At 62.3% G+C, this 15,979-nt stretch carries 15 protein-coding genes and 1 other RNA gene; 6 read left to right on the top strand and 10 right to left on the bottom strand.

Annotated elements, in window-relative coordinates; all coding sequences use genetic code 11:
• Positions 1-102: 102 nt before the first annotated feature.
• Positions 103-2,976 (bottom strand): aminomethyl-transferring glycine dehydrogenase, encoded by a 2,874-nt coding sequence (gene gcvP / locus QMX91_RS07925; protein ID WP_282412516.1) that lies wholly within the window; start codon positions 2,974-2,976, stop codon positions 103-105.
• 156 nt (positions 2,977-3,132) lie between these two features.
• Here gcvP and QMX91_RS07920 point away from each other — a divergent pair, with 156 nt between their 5' ends.
• Complete coding sequence (locus tag QMX91_RS07920; RefSeq protein ID WP_282412515.1) at positions 3,133-4,275, top strand: DegT/DnrJ/EryC1/StrS aminotransferase family protein; 1,143 nt, start codon at positions 3,133-3,135, stop codon at positions 4,273-4,275.
• A gap of 56 nt (positions 4,276-4,331) precedes the next feature.
• Here QMX91_RS07920 and gcvH read toward each other — a convergent pair whose 3' ends face one another.
• From gcvH to QMX91_RS07880, 8 genes are all read right to left on the bottom strand, one after another.
• Positions 4,332-4,715, bottom strand: coding sequence for a glycine cleavage system protein GcvH (gene gcvH, locus QMX91_RS07915; protein ID WP_027610498.1), 384 nt, complete (start codon positions 4,713-4,715; stop codon positions 4,332-4,334).
• 49 nt (positions 4,716-4,764) lie between these two features.
• Positions 4,765-5,847, bottom strand: coding sequence for a glycine cleavage system aminomethyltransferase GcvT (gcvT, locus tag QMX91_RS07910; RefSeq protein WP_027610497.1), 1,083 nt, complete (start codon positions 5,845-5,847; stop codon positions 4,765-4,767).
• Between the two features lie 156 nt (positions 5,848-6,003).
• Positions 6,004-7,620 (bottom strand): iron ABC transporter permease, encoded by a 1,617-nt coding sequence (locus tag QMX91_RS07905; RefSeq protein ID WP_098966170.1) that lies wholly within the window; start codon positions 7,618-7,620, stop codon positions 6,004-6,006.
• Positions 7,621-7,866: 246 nt separating this feature from the next.
• Positions 7,867-8,871: an extracellular solute-binding protein gene (locus QMX91_RS07900; RefSeq protein WP_282412514.1), complete on the bottom strand. Its 1,005-nt coding sequence runs from the start codon at positions 8,869-8,871 to the stop codon at positions 7,867-7,869.
• Positions 8,872-9,092: 221 nt separating this feature from the next.
• Positions 9,093-10,310: a 2-octaprenyl-3-methyl-6-methoxy-1,4-benzoquinol hydroxylase gene (locus tag QMX91_RS07895; protein ID WP_185022011.1), complete on the bottom strand. Its 1,218-nt coding sequence runs from the start codon at positions 10,308-10,310 to the stop codon at positions 9,093-9,095.
• Positions 10,311-10,419: 109 nt separating this feature from the next.
• Positions 10,420-11,607 carry a 2-octaprenyl-6-methoxyphenyl hydroxylase gene (gene ubiH, locus QMX91_RS07890; protein ID WP_098966175.1) on the bottom strand — a complete coding sequence of 396 codons (1,188 nt, stop codon included), beginning with the start codon at positions 11,605-11,607 and terminating at the stop codon, positions 10,420-10,422.
• Positions 11,604-12,938, bottom strand: coding sequence for a Xaa-Pro aminopeptidase (gene pepP / locus QMX91_RS07885; RefSeq protein WP_135296803.1), 1,335 nt, complete (start codon positions 12,936-12,938; stop codon positions 11,604-11,606). The genes ubiH and pepP overlap by 4 nt, the downstream gene beginning before the upstream one ends.
• Before the next feature lie 27 nt (positions 12,939-12,965).
• Positions 12,966-13,526, bottom strand: coding sequence for a YecA family protein (locus QMX91_RS07880; RefSeq protein WP_098966178.1), 561 nt, complete (start codon positions 13,524-13,526; stop codon positions 12,966-12,968).
• A gap of 134 nt (positions 13,527-13,660) precedes the next feature.
• On the opposite strand from QMX91_RS07880, the gene QMX91_RS07875 reads away from it, so the two are divergent.
• The 4 genes from QMX91_RS07875 to QMX91_RS07860 all read left to right on the top strand — a co-directional run bounded on the left by QMX91_RS07875 (position 13,661) and on the right by QMX91_RS07860 (position 15,079).
• Entirely contained in the window at positions 13,661-13,870 is a 210-nt protein-coding gene (locus tag QMX91_RS07875; protein WP_103483758.1) for a TIGR02449 family protein, read from the top strand.
• Positions 13,867-14,184, top strand: coding sequence for a cell division protein ZapA (locus tag QMX91_RS07870; RefSeq protein WP_007967943.1), 318 nt, complete (start codon positions 13,867-13,869; stop codon positions 14,182-14,184). The genes QMX91_RS07875 and QMX91_RS07870 overlap by 4 nt, the downstream gene beginning before the upstream one ends.
• Positions 14,185-14,214: 30 nt before the next feature.
• Positions 14,215-14,393: non-coding RNA, 6S RNA (ssrS, locus tag QMX91_RS07865), on the top strand.
• An 80-nt stretch (positions 14,394-14,473) separates the two neighbouring features.
• On the top strand, positions 14,474-15,079 hold the full coding sequence (locus QMX91_RS07860) for a 5-formyltetrahydrofolate cyclo-ligase (protein ID WP_003229306.1): 606 nt from the start codon (positions 14,474-14,476) through the stop codon (positions 15,077-15,079).
• 35 nt (positions 15,080-15,114) lie between these two features.
• On the opposite strand, the gene QMX91_RS07855 is transcribed toward QMX91_RS07860, so the two are convergent.
• The gene (locus QMX91_RS07855; protein ID WP_003229308.1) at positions 15,115-15,270 is read right to left on the bottom strand and encodes a hypothetical protein; all 156 of its coding nucleotides are present in this window, start codon (positions 15,268-15,270) and stop codon (positions 15,115-15,117) included.
• 197 nt (positions 15,271-15,467) lie between these two features.
• Here QMX91_RS07855 and QMX91_RS07850 point away from each other — a divergent pair, with 197 nt between their 5' ends.
• The gene (locus QMX91_RS07850; protein ID WP_282412513.1) at positions 15,468-15,917 is read left to right on the top strand and encodes an EVE domain-containing protein; all 450 of its coding nucleotides are present in this window, start codon (positions 15,468-15,470) and stop codon (positions 15,915-15,917) included.
• Positions 15,918-15,979: the final 62 nt, after the last annotated feature.

Genomic DNA, 15,979 nt, shown 5'->3' with positions numbered 1-15,979 from the left:
GGCTTGCTCGCGAAGGCGGTGGGTCAGACGCATCCATTTTTCTGACACGACGCCTTCGCGAGCAAGCCCGCTCCCACTATGGCTCTGCGTGTTGCCTGAAGATCAGCGGTAATCGTCCACCGGGACGCAGGCACAAAACAGATTGCGATCCCCATAAACGTTATCCACCCGATTCACCGCCGGCCAATACTTGTGCGCCTTGGTGTGCGCATCCGGGGTGATCCCCTGCTCGATGCTGTAAGGCCGCTCCCACACTCCGGTGACATCCGCCAGGGTATGCGGCGCGCGCTTGAGCGGGTTGTCTTCCGCCGGCCAGTTGCCGTTCTGCACTTCGGTGATTTCCGCGCGGATGCTCAGCATCGCGCCGATGAAACGATCGAGTTCGGCCTTGGACTCGCTCTCGGTCGGCTCGACCATCAACGTCCCTGGCACCGGGAAGGACATGGTCGGCGCATGGAAACCATAGTCCATCAGGCGCTTGGCGACGTCCTCTTCACTGATCCCGGTCTGCGCCTTCAAGGGCCGCAGGTCGAGAATGCATTCGTGAGCGACCCGCCCGTTGCGCCCGGTGTACAACACCGGGAATGCGCCGGATAAATGCTGCGCCAGATAGTTCGCCGCGAGGATCGCCACTTCGCTGGCATCCGCCAGTTGCGGCCCCATCATCGCGATGTACATCCAGCTGATCGGCAAAATGCTCGCACTGCCCCACGGCGCCGCGCTGACTGCGCCGTTCTGTGGCAAAGGGACGTCAATCGGCACCACCGGGTGATTGGCAACGAACGGCGCCAGATGCGCGCGAATACCGATCGGCCCCATGCCCGGCCCGCCACCGCCGTGGGGAATGCAGAAAGTCTTGTGCAGGTTCATGTGCGACACGTCGGCGCCGATGTCCGCCGGCCGCGCCAGCCCGACCTGCGCATTGAGGTTCGCGCCATCCATGTACACCTGACCACCATGCTTGTGGATAACTTCGCAGATTTCGCTGATGCCCTCCTCGTACACACCATGGGTCGACGGATAGGTCGCCATCAGGCACGACAACTTGTCCCCCGCCTCGGCAGCCTTGGTTTTCAGGTCGTCCAGATCGACGTTGCCGGCCTCGTCGCACTCGACGATCACCACGCGCATCCCGGCCATCTGCGCCGAGGCCGGGTTGGTGCCGTGCGCCGAGGACGGGATCAGGCAGATATCCCGCGCGCCCTGCTGCCGGCTCTCGTGATATTTGCGAATCGCCAGCAGCCCGGCGTACTCGCCCTGAGCGCCGGAGTTGGGCTGCATGCAAATCGCATCGAACCCGGTGATCGCGCACAACCAACGCTCCAGTTCTTCAATCATCAAGGTGTAACCGACCGCCTGTTCCCGTGGCGCGAACGGGTGCAGGTTGGCGAACTGCGGCCAGGTGATCGGGATCATCTCGCTGGTGGCGTTGAGTTTCATGGTGCAGGAGCCCAGTGGGATCATCGACTGGTTGAGCGCCAGATCCTTATTCTCCAGTTGCTTGAGGTAGCGCAGCATCTCGGTTTCGCTGTGATGCGCGTTGAACACCGGGTGGCGCAGGTACGGCGTGTTGCGCTGCAGGTGGTCGGGAATGCCGGAAACCAGTGCTTCTGCGTCAATGTCGTCGACGTTCAAACTATGATCGGCACCGAGCAGCACGTCGAACAGTTTGGCCACCGTGTTTTCATCGCAAGTCTCGTCGAGGCTCAAGCCGACTCGGCCACGGCCGAGAATCCGCAGGTTGATCTGCGCAGCCTTGGCGCTGTCGATGATCGCGCTCTGCGCGCCGCCAACCTCCAGCGTGAGGGTGTCGAAAAACTGTGCGTTGATCCTTTGGATGCCATGGCGCTCAAGGCCCGCCGCCAGGATGCAGGTCAAGCGGTGCACGCGCTGGGCGATGCGTTTCAAGCCTTGCGGCCCGTGATACACCGCGTAGCAACTGGCGATGTTGGCCAGCAGCACCTGCGCGGTGCAGATGTTCGAGTTGGCTTTCTCGCGGCGAATATGTTGCTCACGGGTTTGCAGGGCCATGCGCAACGCGACGTTGCCACGAGCGTCTTTCGACACGCCGATGATCCGCCCCGGAATCGCCCGTTTGTACTCCTCGCGGCTGGCAAAAAACGCCGCATGCGGGCCACCGTAGCCCATCGGTACGCCAAAGCGCTGGGACGAACCGAACACCACATCCGCGCCCAGTTCACCCGGCGGTGTCAGCAGCAACAGGCTCAACAAATCCGTAGCGACGCAGGCCAGCGCCTGCTGCGCGTGCAGCTGATCAATGACCGGGCGCAGATCACGGATCTCGCCGTGAGTGTCGGGATACTGCAGCAACGCGCCGAACACCTGATGCTGGTTGAGGTTATCCACAGCGTCGATGATCAGCTCGAAGCCGAAACCTTCGGCGCGGGTTTGCACCACGGAGATGGTTTGCGGATGACAGTTCTCATCGACGAAAAACAGATTGCTCTTCGACTTCGCCACACGCTTGGCCAGCGCCATGGCTTCTGCAGCGGCGGTGGCTTCGTCGAGCAAAGAGGCGTTGGCCAGTTCAAGACCGGTGAGGTCGATGGTCAGTTGCTGAAAATTCAGCAACGCTTCGAGACGGCCCTGGGCGATCTCCGGTTGATACGGTGTATAGGCGGTGTACCAGCCAGGATTTTCCAGCACATTGCGCAGGATGACCGTCGGCGTGAGCGTGCCGTGGTAGCCCATGCCGATCAGGCTGGTCCACACCTGATTCTGCTCGGCGTAACCGCGCAGCTTGGCCAGCGCCGCCTGCTCATCAAGGGCCGGCGGCAAGTCCAGCGCCCGATTCAGGCGAATGCCCGGCGGCACCGTCTGCTCGATCAGTTCGACCCGGCTGCCCAGACCGAGGCTGTCGAGCATCGCCTGCTGTTCGGCGGCGTCGGGGCCCAAATGGCGGCGCAGAAAGGCTTCGGGGTCGCGTAACTGGCTCAAGGATGGCAACTGGGACATGACGGGCTCTCTCTTGGCTGGCGCTCGGCGTCAATGCAACACGGTCAAACCAGCATAGCAGCCGATCCCGACGCGCACGGCTTGGCGGCAGAGGGGGTTCCGGGGCATGCTGTAGCGCCTGCATCAGGCGTCCAACCTTCGGATGATCCAATCCTCATGAACCAACTGCCGTTCCTGCCGTTTTCCAAACCTGTCATTGATGAAGCCACGATTGCCGCCGTCGGCGATGTGCTGCGTTCCGGCTGGATCACCAGCGGGCCGAAGGTCCAGGCCTTTGAAGCACAGTTGTCGGAATACTTCGGTGGACGCCCGGTGCGCACCTTCAACTCCGGCACCTGCACCATGGAAATCGCCTTGCGCATCGCCGGCATCGGGCCGGGTGACGAAGTGATCACCACGCCGATTTCCTGGGTCGCCACCGCCAACGTGATCCTCGAAGTCGGCGCCACACCGGTGTTTGCCGACATCGACCCGGTGACCCGCAATATCGATCTGGACCGGCTCGAAGCGGCGATCACCCCACGCACCAAAGCAGTGATTCCGGTGTACCTCGCCGGCCTGCCGGTGGACATGGAACGCTTGTACGCCATCGCCCGCAAACACAACTTGCGCATTGTCGAAGACGCCGCTCAGGCCCTGGGGTCGAGCTGGAACGGCCAGCGCATCGGCGCCACCGGCGATTTCGTGTCGTTCAGCTTTCAGGCGAACAAGAACGTCACCTGCTCCGAGGGCGGCTGCCTGGTGCTGAACACCCCGGAAGAGGCGCGGCTGGCGGAGAAGTACCGCCTGCAGGGCGTGACCCGCAACGGCTTTGATGGTCTGGACGTCGATGTGCTCGGTGGCAAGTTCAACATGACCGACATCGCCGCCACCATCGGCCTCGGCCAGTTCGCCCATATCGAGGCGCTGACCGCCCATCGTCAGGAACTGGCCCGGCACTACTTCAAATGTTTTGGCGATGACTTTGAAGCGACCTATGGCGCGCAACTGCCGCCAGCGGATTTCACCCAGAGCAACTGGCACCTGTTCCAGCTGGTCCTGCCGGAGCGCAAGGACGGCTTGCCGGCCCGCGCCACGTTCATGGAACAGATGCAGGACAAAGGCATCGGCATCGGCTATCACTACCCGCCGATTCACTTGCTGAGCCTGTACCGCGAGCGCGGTTTCAAGGAAGGGATGTTGCCGGTGGCCGAGCGCGTTGGACGCTTGATCGTGTCGTTGCCGATGTTCACCACCATGACCAAGGACGACGTCGAGCGTTCGGTGGCGGCAGTGAAAGCGGTATTGCGCGACGCCTGATCGACGCCTACAAAAAAGCCCCGAGAGATCGGGGCTTTTGCAGTATTACAGTCTGCTTATTCGCCGATGGCAGCCTTGTAGGCAGCAGCGTCCAGCAGCTTGTCCAGCTCGGCCTTGTCGCTTGGCTTGAGCTTGAAGATCCATGCGGCGTACGGATCGTTGTTCAGCTCTTCCGGCGAGTCAGCCAGCGTTTCGTTGACCGCGATCACTTCACCGCCGATCGGGGAGTAGATGTCGGACGCGGCCTTCACCGACTCGACAACACCGGCAGCCTCACCGGCAGCAAACACCTTGCCGACTTCGGCCAGTTCAACGAACACCACATCGCCCAGCGCTTCCTGCGCGTGATCGCTGATGCCCACGGTAACGGTGCCGTCGGCTTCCAGGCGTGCCCATTCATGACTTTCGGCAAAACGCAGTTCAGCGGGGATATTGCTCATGCTCGGTGTCCTCAAGAAAATTGTCAGCGGTCAGGCCCGCCGGAAAAGGTCAGATCAAGGTTTTACCATGGCGCACGAAGGTCGGTTTGACCACTCGTACCGGATACCACTTGCCACGGATTTCCACTTCGGCGCGGTCGGCGGTAGCCATCGGTACACGCGCCAGGGCAATCGATTTGCTTAGCGTAGGAGAGAAACTACCACTGGTGATCTCTCCTTCGCCAACATCGGCGATACGAACCACTTGATGGGCGCGCAAAACACCGCGCTCCTCAAGCACCAGACCCACCAGTTTGTGCGCAACGCCGGCGGCTTTTTCCGCTTCCAGCGCCGAGCGACCGATGAACTGCCGCGAAGCCGGTTCCCAGGCGATGCTCCAGGCCATATTGGACGCCAGCGGCGAGACATCCTGATGAATGTCCTGGCCGTAGAGGTTCATCCCGGCTTCGACCCGCAACGTGTCGCGGGCGCCGAGGCCGATTGGCGAAATACCGGCACCGACCAGATCGTTGAAAAATCCCGGCGCCTGCTCGGCCGGCAAAGCGATTTCCAGGCCGTCTTCACCGGTATAACCGGTGCGGGCGATGAACCAGTCGCCATCGACTTCGGCTTCGAACGGTTTGAGGTGCTGGATCAGTGCGGCGCGGGACTGGGTCACCAGTTCGGCAATCTTCTGCCGGGCCTGCGGGCCTTGAATGGCGAGCATCGCCAGATCCTGACGCTCGTGCAGATGCACGTCGTAACCGGCGACCTGCGCCTGCATCCACGCCAGATCCTGGTCGCGAGTGGAGGCGTTGAACACCAGACGATAACGGTCTTCGAGGCGATAGACGATCATGTCGTCGACGATGCCGCCACGTTCGTTGAGCATCGTGCTGTAGAGCGCGCGGCCGGGGCGATGCAGGCGTTCGACGTCATTGGCCAGCAAATGCTGCAGCCAGGCCTTGGCCTGGGGGCCGTCAATGTCGATAACGGTCATATGGGAAACATCGAACACCCCGCAATCGCGGCGCACCTCGTGGTGTTCCTCGACCTGCGAGCCGTAATGCAGTGGCATGTCCCAACCGCCAAAATCGACCATCTTCGCGCCGAGGGCGAGATGCAGGTCATACAGAGGCGTACGCTGTCCCATGGGTTTCTCCTTCCGGGCGTGGCGAAGGTGCGGACAGCCGCTGTACGGGGTGAAAGCCTCGAAATAGAAGGCTTTCAGCCGATTTCAGCGAACGGGTCTGTCAGACGAACCGCACCGAATGCCGCGCATTGTAGCCGCATGATTCAGGACTGACGACTAAGTGTTTCGGTGCGCCGAGCGGCGGATCAGGCCGATGACCGGTAACAGGCCGACCAACACCAGGGTCAGCGCCGGCAGCGATGCCCGCGCCCATTCCCCTTCACTGGTCATTTCGAAGATCCGCACCGCCAGCGTGTCCCAGCCAAACGGGCGCATCAGCAGGGTCGCGGGCATTTCCTTGAGCACATCGACGAACACCAGCAACGCCGCGCTCAGTGTGCCGGGCAGCAACAGCGGCAGATACACTTTGAAAAACAGTCGCGGCCCACTGACACCCAGACTACGTGCCGCTTCGGGCAATGAAGGCCGTATACGCGCCAGACTGTTTTCCAGCGGCCCGTAGGCCACCGCGATAAAGCGCACCAGATAGGCCATCAGCAACGCCGCCAGACTGCCCAGCAGCAATGGTTTGCCGGCGCCGCCGAGCCAGCCCGACAGCGGAATCACCAGTTCGCGGTCGAGATAACTGAACGCCAGCATGATCGACACCGCCAGCACCGAACCCGGCAGCGCATAACCAAGATTGGCCAGACTGACCCCGGAACGGATTGCCCGGGTCGGCGCCAGACGTCGGGCAAACGCCAGCAGCAGCGCGACGCTGACGGTGATCAACGCCGCCATGCCGCCCAGATACAGGGTGTGCAGGATCAGCCCGGCATAACGCTCATCGAGATCGAAGCGTCCGCGCTGCCAGAACCACACCAGCAGTTGCAGCAGCGGAATCACGAACGCGCAGGCAAACACCAACGTGCACCAGCCGGTCGCCGCGAACGCCTTGAGCCCGTGCAGCTGATACAACGCCTTGACCCTGGGGCGCTCGTTGCTCGCCCGGTTGGCGCCACGGGCGCGTCGCTCGCCGTACAGCACCAGCATCACCACCAGCAGCAACAGGCTGGCCAGTTGCGCCGCGCTCGGCAGGCTGAAGAAGCCGTACCAGGTCTTGTAGATGGCGGTGGTGAAGGTGTCGAAATTGAACACCGAGACAGCACCGAAATCCGCCAGCGTCTCCATCAGCGCCAGCGCCACACCGGCGCCAATCGCCGGACGCGCCATCGGCAACGCCACCCGCCAGAACGCCTGCCATGGCGATTGCCCGAGTACCCGCGCCGCCTCCATCAAGCCTTTGCCCTGCGCGAGAAACGCGGTGCGCGCCAGCAGGTAGACATAGGGATAAAACACCAGCACCAGCACCACAATCACCCCGCCGGTGGAGCGCACGCGCGGCAGGCGCAGGCCGCTGCCGAACCACTCACGCAGCAGGGTCTGCACCGGGCCGGCGAAGTCCAGCAGGCCGACGAAGACGAACGCCAGCACGTAGGCCGGGATGGCGAACGGCAGCATCAGCGCCCAGTCGAGCCAGCGCCGTCCGGGGAATTCGCAGAGGCTGGTGAGCCACGCCAGACTGACACCGAGCAGCGTCACACCGACGCCAACGCCGAGCACCAGCGTCAGGGTGTTGCCGAGCAGGCGCGGCATCTGGGTTTCCCACAGGTGCGACCAGATCTGCTGATCGATGGTCTGCCACGACAGCAGCAGGACACTCAGGGGTAGCAGCACCAGCGCAGCGATGGCGAGGACGATGGGGTACCAGCGGCGTTGGGCGGGGTGGGCCACTTTTGGGACTCTGAGGGGTGGTTGGTGGTTCTGATTCAGGTGTTTCAGCTCGAGATTGCTGCCCTCACCCTAACCCTCTCCCGGAGGGAGAGGGGACTGAACGTGGTGATCTTTCGATTTACGCCGATCTGATACATCGAGCCGAGCTCCGGTCTTGAAAGCCATGGAGATCGGCTCCCTCTCCCCCCGGGAGAGGGCTGGGGGTGAGGGCAGCGATCTTGAGCGAACACAGCGACCGGCAAATACTCAGTTCCAACCCGCCCGATCCATCATGCGGATCGCTTCCGCCTGACGCTTGCCCGCCACTTCCACCGGCAAGGTGTCAGCGACGAACTTGCCCCACGCCGCCACTTCTTCCGAAGGTTTCACTGCCGGGTTGGCCGGGAATTCCTGGTTGACGTCGGCGAAGATCTTCTGCGCCTCAGGCGTGGTCATCCACTCGACCAGTGCCTTGGCCGCTTCCGGATGCGGCGCATGCTTGGTCAGGCCGATACCCGACAGGTTCACGTGTACGCCGCGACCGGCCTGATTCGGCCAGAACAGTTTCACTGGTAAATCCGGCTTCTGCTTGTGCAGGCGACCGTAGTAGTAGGTGTTGACGATGCCGACGTCGCACTGCCCGGCGTTGATCGCTTCCAGCACCGCAACGTCGTCGGAGAACACATCGGTGGACAGGTTGTTGACCCAGCCCTTGAGGATCTTCTCGGTCTTCTCGGCGCCGTGCACTTCGATCATGGTCGCGGTCAGCGACTGGTTGTAGACCTTCTTCGCCGTGCGCAGGCACAGACGCCCTTCCCAATTCTTGTCGGCCAACGCTTCGTAGGTGGTCAACTCGTCCGGTTTCACCCGTTCGGTGGAATAGGCGATGGTCCGCGCGCGCAGGCTCAGGCCGGTCCAGGCGTGGCTGGAGGAGCGGTATTGCGCGGGAATGTTGCTGTCGATGGTCTTCGAGGTGAACGGCTGGAGGATGCCCATCTGCTCGGCTTGCCAGAGGTTGCCGGCATCGACGGTGAGCAGCAGGTCGGCGGTGGCGTTTTCGCCTTCGGCCTTGATCCGCTGCATCAGCGGCGCTTCCTTGTCGGTGATGAACTTGATCTTCACCCCGGTTTTCGCGGTGTAGGCGTCGAACACCGGTTTGATCAACTCATCGATACGCGAGGAGTAGACCACCACCTCGTCGGCGGCCTGGGCGGCAGTGCTGCCGATCAGGGTCAGGGCCAGTGCGGTCAGGAGACGCTTGGGTGCCAACATGGGAGTGATCTCTCGGTCGGAAAATGTGGGCCAAATGATAAGGACTCACATTTACCAGCTCAATCGAACACTTGGGCAAGGAGTTACCAGATGTTGCACAAGCTGAAATTCATGGCGTCGGTTCTGGCCCCTTCGCGAGCAAGCCCGCTCCCACCCTTGAAATGCATTTCAATGTGGGAACGGGCTTGCTCGCGAAGAGGCCATCAGCCTCAATAAAGATCTCAGGGTTTGGCCAGTGCCGGCAGATCCCCGGTCAACCCCAGCGCCTCACGCACAAACAACGCCTTGGCCTCCGGCATCTGCTCCACCAGTTTCAATCCGGCGTTGCGCAACCAGCGCACCGGCAACGGGTCAGCCTGGAACAGACGCTCGAAGCCCTCCATCGCCGCCATCAATGCCAGGTTGTGCGGCATGCGCCGGCGCTCGTAGCGGCTCAGCACCTTCACATCCGCCAGCCGTTCGCCGCGTTCCGCCGCCTGCAACAGCACTTCAGCCAGCACCGCCGCATCGAGAAAACCCAGGTTCACACCCTGCCCGGCCAACGGGTGAATGGTGTGCGCGGCGTCGCCGATCAGTGCCAGGCCTTCGGCCACGTAGCGTTTGGCGTGGCGTTGACGCAAAGGCACGCACAGCCGTGGATCAGCACTGACGACTTCGCCCAGGCAACCTTCGAAGGCTCGCTCCAGCTCACGACAGAATGCCGCTTCATCCAGCGCCATCAGGCGTTCGGCTTCACTTGGCGTGGTCGACCAGACGATCGAGCACCAGTCCTGCTGCCCGTCACGCTCCAGCGGCAGAAACGCCAGCGGCCCGTGATCGGTGAAACGCTGCCACGCTGTCATCCGGTGCGGCTTGCTGCTGCGCACGCTGGTAACGATGGCATGGTGCAGGTAATCCCACTCGCGAGTAGCGACGCCGGTCAGACGGCGTACCGCCGAATTGGCGCCGTCCGCCGCAATCACCAGCGGCGCACGCAACTGCCGACCATCGGCCAGAGTCAGAAGCCAGTCGTCACCGGAGCGGCGCATCTGTTCCAGCCGTGCGTTGGCCAGCATGCCCAGATCGCAATCGTGCAAACGATCGAGCAAGGCATCCTGCACCACGCGGTTTTCGACGATATGGCCGAGCACTTCGGCATGCACACTGCTCGCCGAGAAATGAATCTGCCCGGTGCCGCTGCCGTCCCACACGTGCATGTCGGTGTACGGGCTGCTGCGGCGCTTGGCGATGCCGTCCCAGACGCCAAGGCGTTCGAGTATCCGCTGGCTGGCCGCCGACAAGGCGCTCACTCGCGGCTCGAACGGCGCGGCGGCGTCGAACGGTTTGACGCTCAGCGGGCTGCCGTCGAGCAGCAACACTTCCAGGCCGCTGTCCTGCAACGCCAACGCGAGGGCGCTGCCGACCATTCCGGCTCCGACAATCAGCAGATCTGCGCGCATTTCCATGCTTTAAGCCTGTCTCGCTGGCGGCATACGCCGCCCGTAAAGGGTTTTAGCCAGCGCGCCAGTTGGCGGCGCGCTGCTGAAAGTGAAAGTGCCGACCCGCCGCTCAAGCATCCGGCCGCGTCCCCAGCCCCATGGCCTGACGGGCGAACCAGCGCTTGGCCGGTGGCAACAGATCGAGCCCGAGCAGGCCGATGTTGCGGCCCAGCGAGATCAGCGGCTGGGTGCTGCCGAACAGCCGGGTGACCTGATCGGAGAAGCCCACGGTGAGCTCCTGATCCAGACGCTGCCGCTCGCGATAGGCCTGCAAGGTGGCGAAGTCGCCCAGCGGTTTGTCGCTGGCGAGCAGTGCGGCAGCCAGTGCATCAGCATCCCGCAGGGACAGGTTGAAACCTTGTCCGGCAATCGGGTGCAGGCTGTGCGCGGCATTGCCGAGTACGGCCAAATGCGAGCGCACCTGCTCTTCGGCCTCGACCAGTGACAACGGATACAGATGCCGCGCGCCGACCTGTTTCAAGGTGCCGAGGCGGTAGCCGAACACGCCTTGCAGTTCGCTGAGGAAATCGCGCTCGCTGAGGTCTGCCAGGCGTTGCGCATCCATGCCCAGGCGGGTCCAGACCAGTGCGCAACGGTTGTCCGGCAGCGGCAGCAAGGCCATCGGCCCTTCGTCGGTGAAGCGCTCGAAGGCCATGCCGTTGTGTGATTCGCTCGGGGTGATGTTGGCGATCAGCGCGCTCTGGTTGTACGGACGCTTGCGCACGTTGATGCCCAGTTGTTCGCGCAGACCGGAGCGACCACCATCGGCGAGCACCGCCAGATCGCACTCGACGGTGGTTTCATCATTGAGGGTCAGGCGATAGCCGTCAGGCAGCGGCTCCATGCGCGTGACTTCCGCCGGGCAGCGCCAACTGATCACGTCTTTGTCCAGGTGCTGCCACAGGCACTGGCCGAGCCAGGCGTTTTCCACCACGTAGCCGAGTGCCGGCACGCCCTCTTCCATCGCCGACAGACGGGCGGTGGAGAAGCGGCCACGGTCGGACACGTGAATCTGTTTGATCGGCTCGGCGCGGCGGGAAATCTCCTGCCACACGCCCAGCCGTTGATAGATCTGCCGGGAACCGAAGGACAGCGCCGACGAACGTGCGTCGTAGCTCGGCTGCCAGCTGTCGCCGGGGGCGAACGGTTCGATCAGGACGATTTTCCAGCCACGCGCCTTGGCCCCGGCCTGCAAGGCCAACGCCAGGCTGGCGCCGACCAGGCCGCCACCGATGATTGCCAGATTGACTCGACTCATGCCGCGTGTGTCCGTGCTTGCGCCATCAGCGCTTCGATTTCGGCGACGGTTTTCGGTACGCCGCTGGTCAATATTTCACAACCGGTCTTGGTCACTACCACGTCATCCTCAATGCGCACGCCAATGCCGCGCCATTTCTTTGCCACGTTCTGGTTGTCCGGGGCGATGTAGATGCCCGGTTCCACGGTCAGCGCCATGCCAACCTCAAGCACCCGCCATTCGCCGCCGACCTTGTACTCGCCAACGTCATGTACATCCATGCCCAGCCAATGGCCGGCACGGTGCATGTAAAACGCTTTATAGGCTTCGGTCGCGATCAACTCATCGACCTCGCCTTGCAGGATTCCGAGCTTGACCAGGCCTGCGGTAATCACCCGTACCGTGGCTTCGTGCGCCTGGTTCCAGTTTTTGTTCGGAGCGATTTCAGCGAATGCGGCTTCCTGCGAGGCCAGCACCAATTCGTAGATCGCTTTCTGCTCGGCGGAAAACTTGCCGTTGACCGGCCAGGTGCGGGTGATGTCGCTGGCGTAGCAGTCGATCTCGCAACCGGCGTCGATCAACACCAGGTCGCCGTCCTTGAGCAGCGCGTCATTCTGCTGGTAATGCAGGATGCAACTGTTGCGCCCGGCGGCGACGATGGAACCGTAGGCCGGCATCTTCGCCCCGCCCTTGCGGAACTCGTAATCGAGCTCGGCTTCGAGGCTGTATTCGTACAGTCCCGGCCGGCTGGCCTGCATCGCGCGGATATGCGCCTGAGCGGAAATCCGTGCGGCTTCGCGCATCACCTTCACTTCTGCCGCCGATTTATACAGGCGCATGTCGTGCAGCAGATGATCCAGGGCAACGAATTCGTTCGGTGGCTGGGCGCCGAGGTGCGCCTTGGAGCGGATCACGTTGATCCAGTCCATCAGATGGCGGTCGAACTCCGGGTTGCTGCCCATCGCCGAATACACCCGGTCGCGGCCTTCGATCAGGCCCGGCAGGATGTCGTCGATATCGGTAATCGGGAACGCGTCGTCAGCGCCGTAATCACGGATTGCACCTTCTTGCCCGGCGCGCAGGCCGTCCCATAACTCGCGTTCGGCATTGCGCTCGCGGCAGAACAGCACGTACTCGCCGTGCTCGCGGCCGGGCATCAGGACGATGACCGCCTGTGGCTCGGGGAAACCGCTGAGGTACTGAAAGTCGCTGTCCTGACGGTAGACGTGCTCGACGTCGCGGTTGCGGATCGCGACTGCGGCGGCGGGCAGGATCGCGATGCTGTTGGGTTCCATCTGCGCCATCAGGGCCTTGCGGCGACGGCTGTATTCCGCTTTGGGGATATGGATCATGGGCAGATGGCTTTCCCTGGCACGCGATTAATGCAGCGACGGCTTGGCGGCTGGCGGCACGTCGGCTTTCTTGGTTTCCGAGAACAGCAGCAGCGGCGCGACGCGCAGGTATTCCATGACTTCCATGTAGTCGCTTTCGCCGTCTTCGGATTCTTCCAGAGCGTCTTGCACCTGGGAGATCGCCGCCAGATCCTGCAGCACTTCGGTGGCTTCAGTGCTGAGCATGCTGCTGTCGCGGCAGTTCAGGCCGAAACCGCTGAGGAAGCCCTGGCACCATTGGCCCAGTGCGGCGGCGCGGTCGGCCAGCGGCGCGTCATCGGTCGGCAGCAGCAGAACGACGGTGACGTCGTCACCGGTCAACTCACCCTTGACCATCTCTTGCAGGCCGATCAGGGCGTTGCGGACGTTGTCCTGTGGCTCGTTTTCCAGAAGTTCGGCGGCATCGATCAGCCACTCGTCGGCGTTGAAGCCGGCACCGGCGCAGCTGCGGCCGAGCAGCAGGCCGTGCAGTTCGGCAGGCGAGACGTTGTGGCCGCTGGACGTCAGCAGGGTGGCAAAGGCTTGGTACGGGGAATTCGCAATGGTCATGGGCAGCTAGGCGCCAGACGGCGCTATGTCTAGAATGAAGGCCTTGTATCCTACATCGACAGACTCGCCAAGACTATTAAAGGCTGTCCGCCAGCCAGGCGCCTGCCGCCCATCAGATGAATTCAGTGGACACAATGGAAGACACCGACCTGCAAGCGCTGATGGCCAGACTCGAAAAGCTGATTACCCGAGTCGAGCAACTAAAGAGTCAAAACGCACTCTTACTAGCTCAGGAAAAGACCTGGCGCGAGGAACGCGCTCACCTCATTGAAAAAAACGAAATCGCCCGGCGTAAGGTCGAATCGATGATTTCGCGCCTCAAGGCCCTGGAGCAAGACTCATGAGTTCAAGCAATAGCGTTACCGTGCAGATCCTCGACAAAGAATATTCGATCATCTGCCCCCAGGAAGAACGCAGCAATCTGGTCAGCGCCGCCCGCTACCTGGACGGCAAGATGCGCGAGATCCGCAGCAGCGGCAAAGTCATCGGCGCCGACCGTATTGCGGTAATGGCCGCGCTGAACATCACCCACGACCTCTTGCACAAAGAAGAGCGCCCGGACATCCAGGCCAGCGGCTCGACCCGTGAACAGGTGCGCGACTTGCTCGATCGTGTCGATCTGGTGCTGGCCGACGATCCGGACATCAGCAAGGGCTGATTCGCCAGGCCGCTTGAGGTATACTCGCGGCACTCCCTGGGGTGCTTGCCAGTTGACGATGTCCCTGAGCCGATTTGCACTACCCTGGAGGTTGCACGTTGGGCTGGTGTGCATGTCCGCCAGACGGAAAGCCTTAAAGTCTACTGCATCTTCCACCTTGAACTTTCGGGTTCAAGGGCTAAGTTGACAGCGGTTCATCCGGGGAGCCTGATTCGAATCCGATGCCGGTTTTTGCCGGCATCGGATTTTTTATGCGTGCGTTTTCGCCCTCACCTGCCGAAGCCGAACCATGACCGAACCTGCGCTGCTGCCCCGCCCGCAACTCCGCCGCCTGCTGCGCAAGGCGCGTCGTTCACTGACTCCCGGTGAACAGCGGCAGGCCGCCAAAGGCCTGTTCCGCCAACTGGCGCAAGACCCGCACTTCCGCCGGGCCCGACATATTTCGCTTTATCTGCCCACCGACGGTGAAATCGACCCGCGCCTGCTGCTGCGTGAAGCCCAGCGTCGCGGCAAGGCCACCTACCTGCCGGTGCTCAGCGCCTGGCCGCGAACCAAAATGGTGTTCCAGCGGATTCGCCCCGGCGACAAGCTCAAGCCCAACCGCTTCCGCATTCTCGAACCACGAGCCAATCTGGCCCATCAGCGCAAGATCTGGACCCTGGATCTGGTGTTGTTGCCACTGGTGGGGTTTGACGATGCTGGCGGACGCCTGGGGATGGGCGGCGGATTCTACGATCGCAGTCTGGCGTACCTGGCCCGGCGCAAGAACTGGCGCAAGCCGACGTTGCTGGGCCTGGCCCATGAATGTCAGAAGGTCGAACGCCTGGCGCAGGCCAGCTGGGATGTACCGTTGCAGGGCACGGTCACCGATAAAGCGTGGTATTTCGCGGGATAGACGCCGCGCAGATCAGCGGCGTCGGGAAGGCAGTTTCAGCGTTTGAAGGCGGTCGACTGTTGGACCTGTTGCGCGACTTCAACCGGAGCATCGGTCTTGCTCGTCCACAGACTTTGCGCGTAACCGGTGGTCACGACACCAAGGCCGAACAAAATAACCAAAGTCCATAGCAAATCCGGTTTGCGTTTCATCGATTGCCCCCCTCAAGGCACATCATCACGATGACAGCAGCGGTTTCCGTTCGTAGGCCGTGCAGCAGCGTCAAGCTTTAAAGGCCGGCATTTTGCGACAACGTGAACCCGGGCGCAAACGCTGACGTCAACCGACCGTCGGTTTGTCATAAAATTGCCCGACAACCTGCCCAATCACCGCTTGAGGAGCAAAAGACATGGCCTATTGGCTGATGAAATCCGAGCCCGACGAACTCTCGATCAAAGATCTGGAGAAACTCGGCAAAGCGCGCTGGGACGGGGTTCGCAACTATCAGGCGCGCAATTTCCTGCGGGCGATGGCGGTGGGCGATGAGTTCTTTTTCTACCACTCCAGTTGCCCGGAGCCGGGTATCGCCGGAATCGGCAAAATAATCGAGGCGGCGTACCCGGATCCCACCGCACTGGAACCCGAGAGCCATTACTTCGACCCGAAGGCCACACCCGATAAAAACGCCTGGACTGCGATTGATGTTGTGCATGTCGAGACGTTTGCCCGGGTGCTGAAGCTCGATTACCTGAAACAGCAGACTGCGCTGGCCGAAATGCCGCTGGTGCAGAAAGGCAGTCGCCTGTCGGTCATGCCGGTTACGGCCGAACAGTGGGCCGCCGTACTCGGTTTGCGCTAAGAACTCGCCAGTCACGGTTTTTACCGGCAAAAGGGGCTAGGCTTGGCGCTCATTTGACTGAC

Source organism: Pseudomonas sp. PS01299 (assembly GCF_029960145.1).
GTDB classification, from domain to species: domain Bacteria; phylum Pseudomonadota; class Gammaproteobacteria; order Pseudomonadales; family Pseudomonadaceae; genus Aquipseudomonas; species Aquipseudomonas putida_A.
The sequence above is the reverse complement of the archived record's forward strand: the minus strand, read 5'-3'. Positions and strand labels throughout refer to the sequence as shown.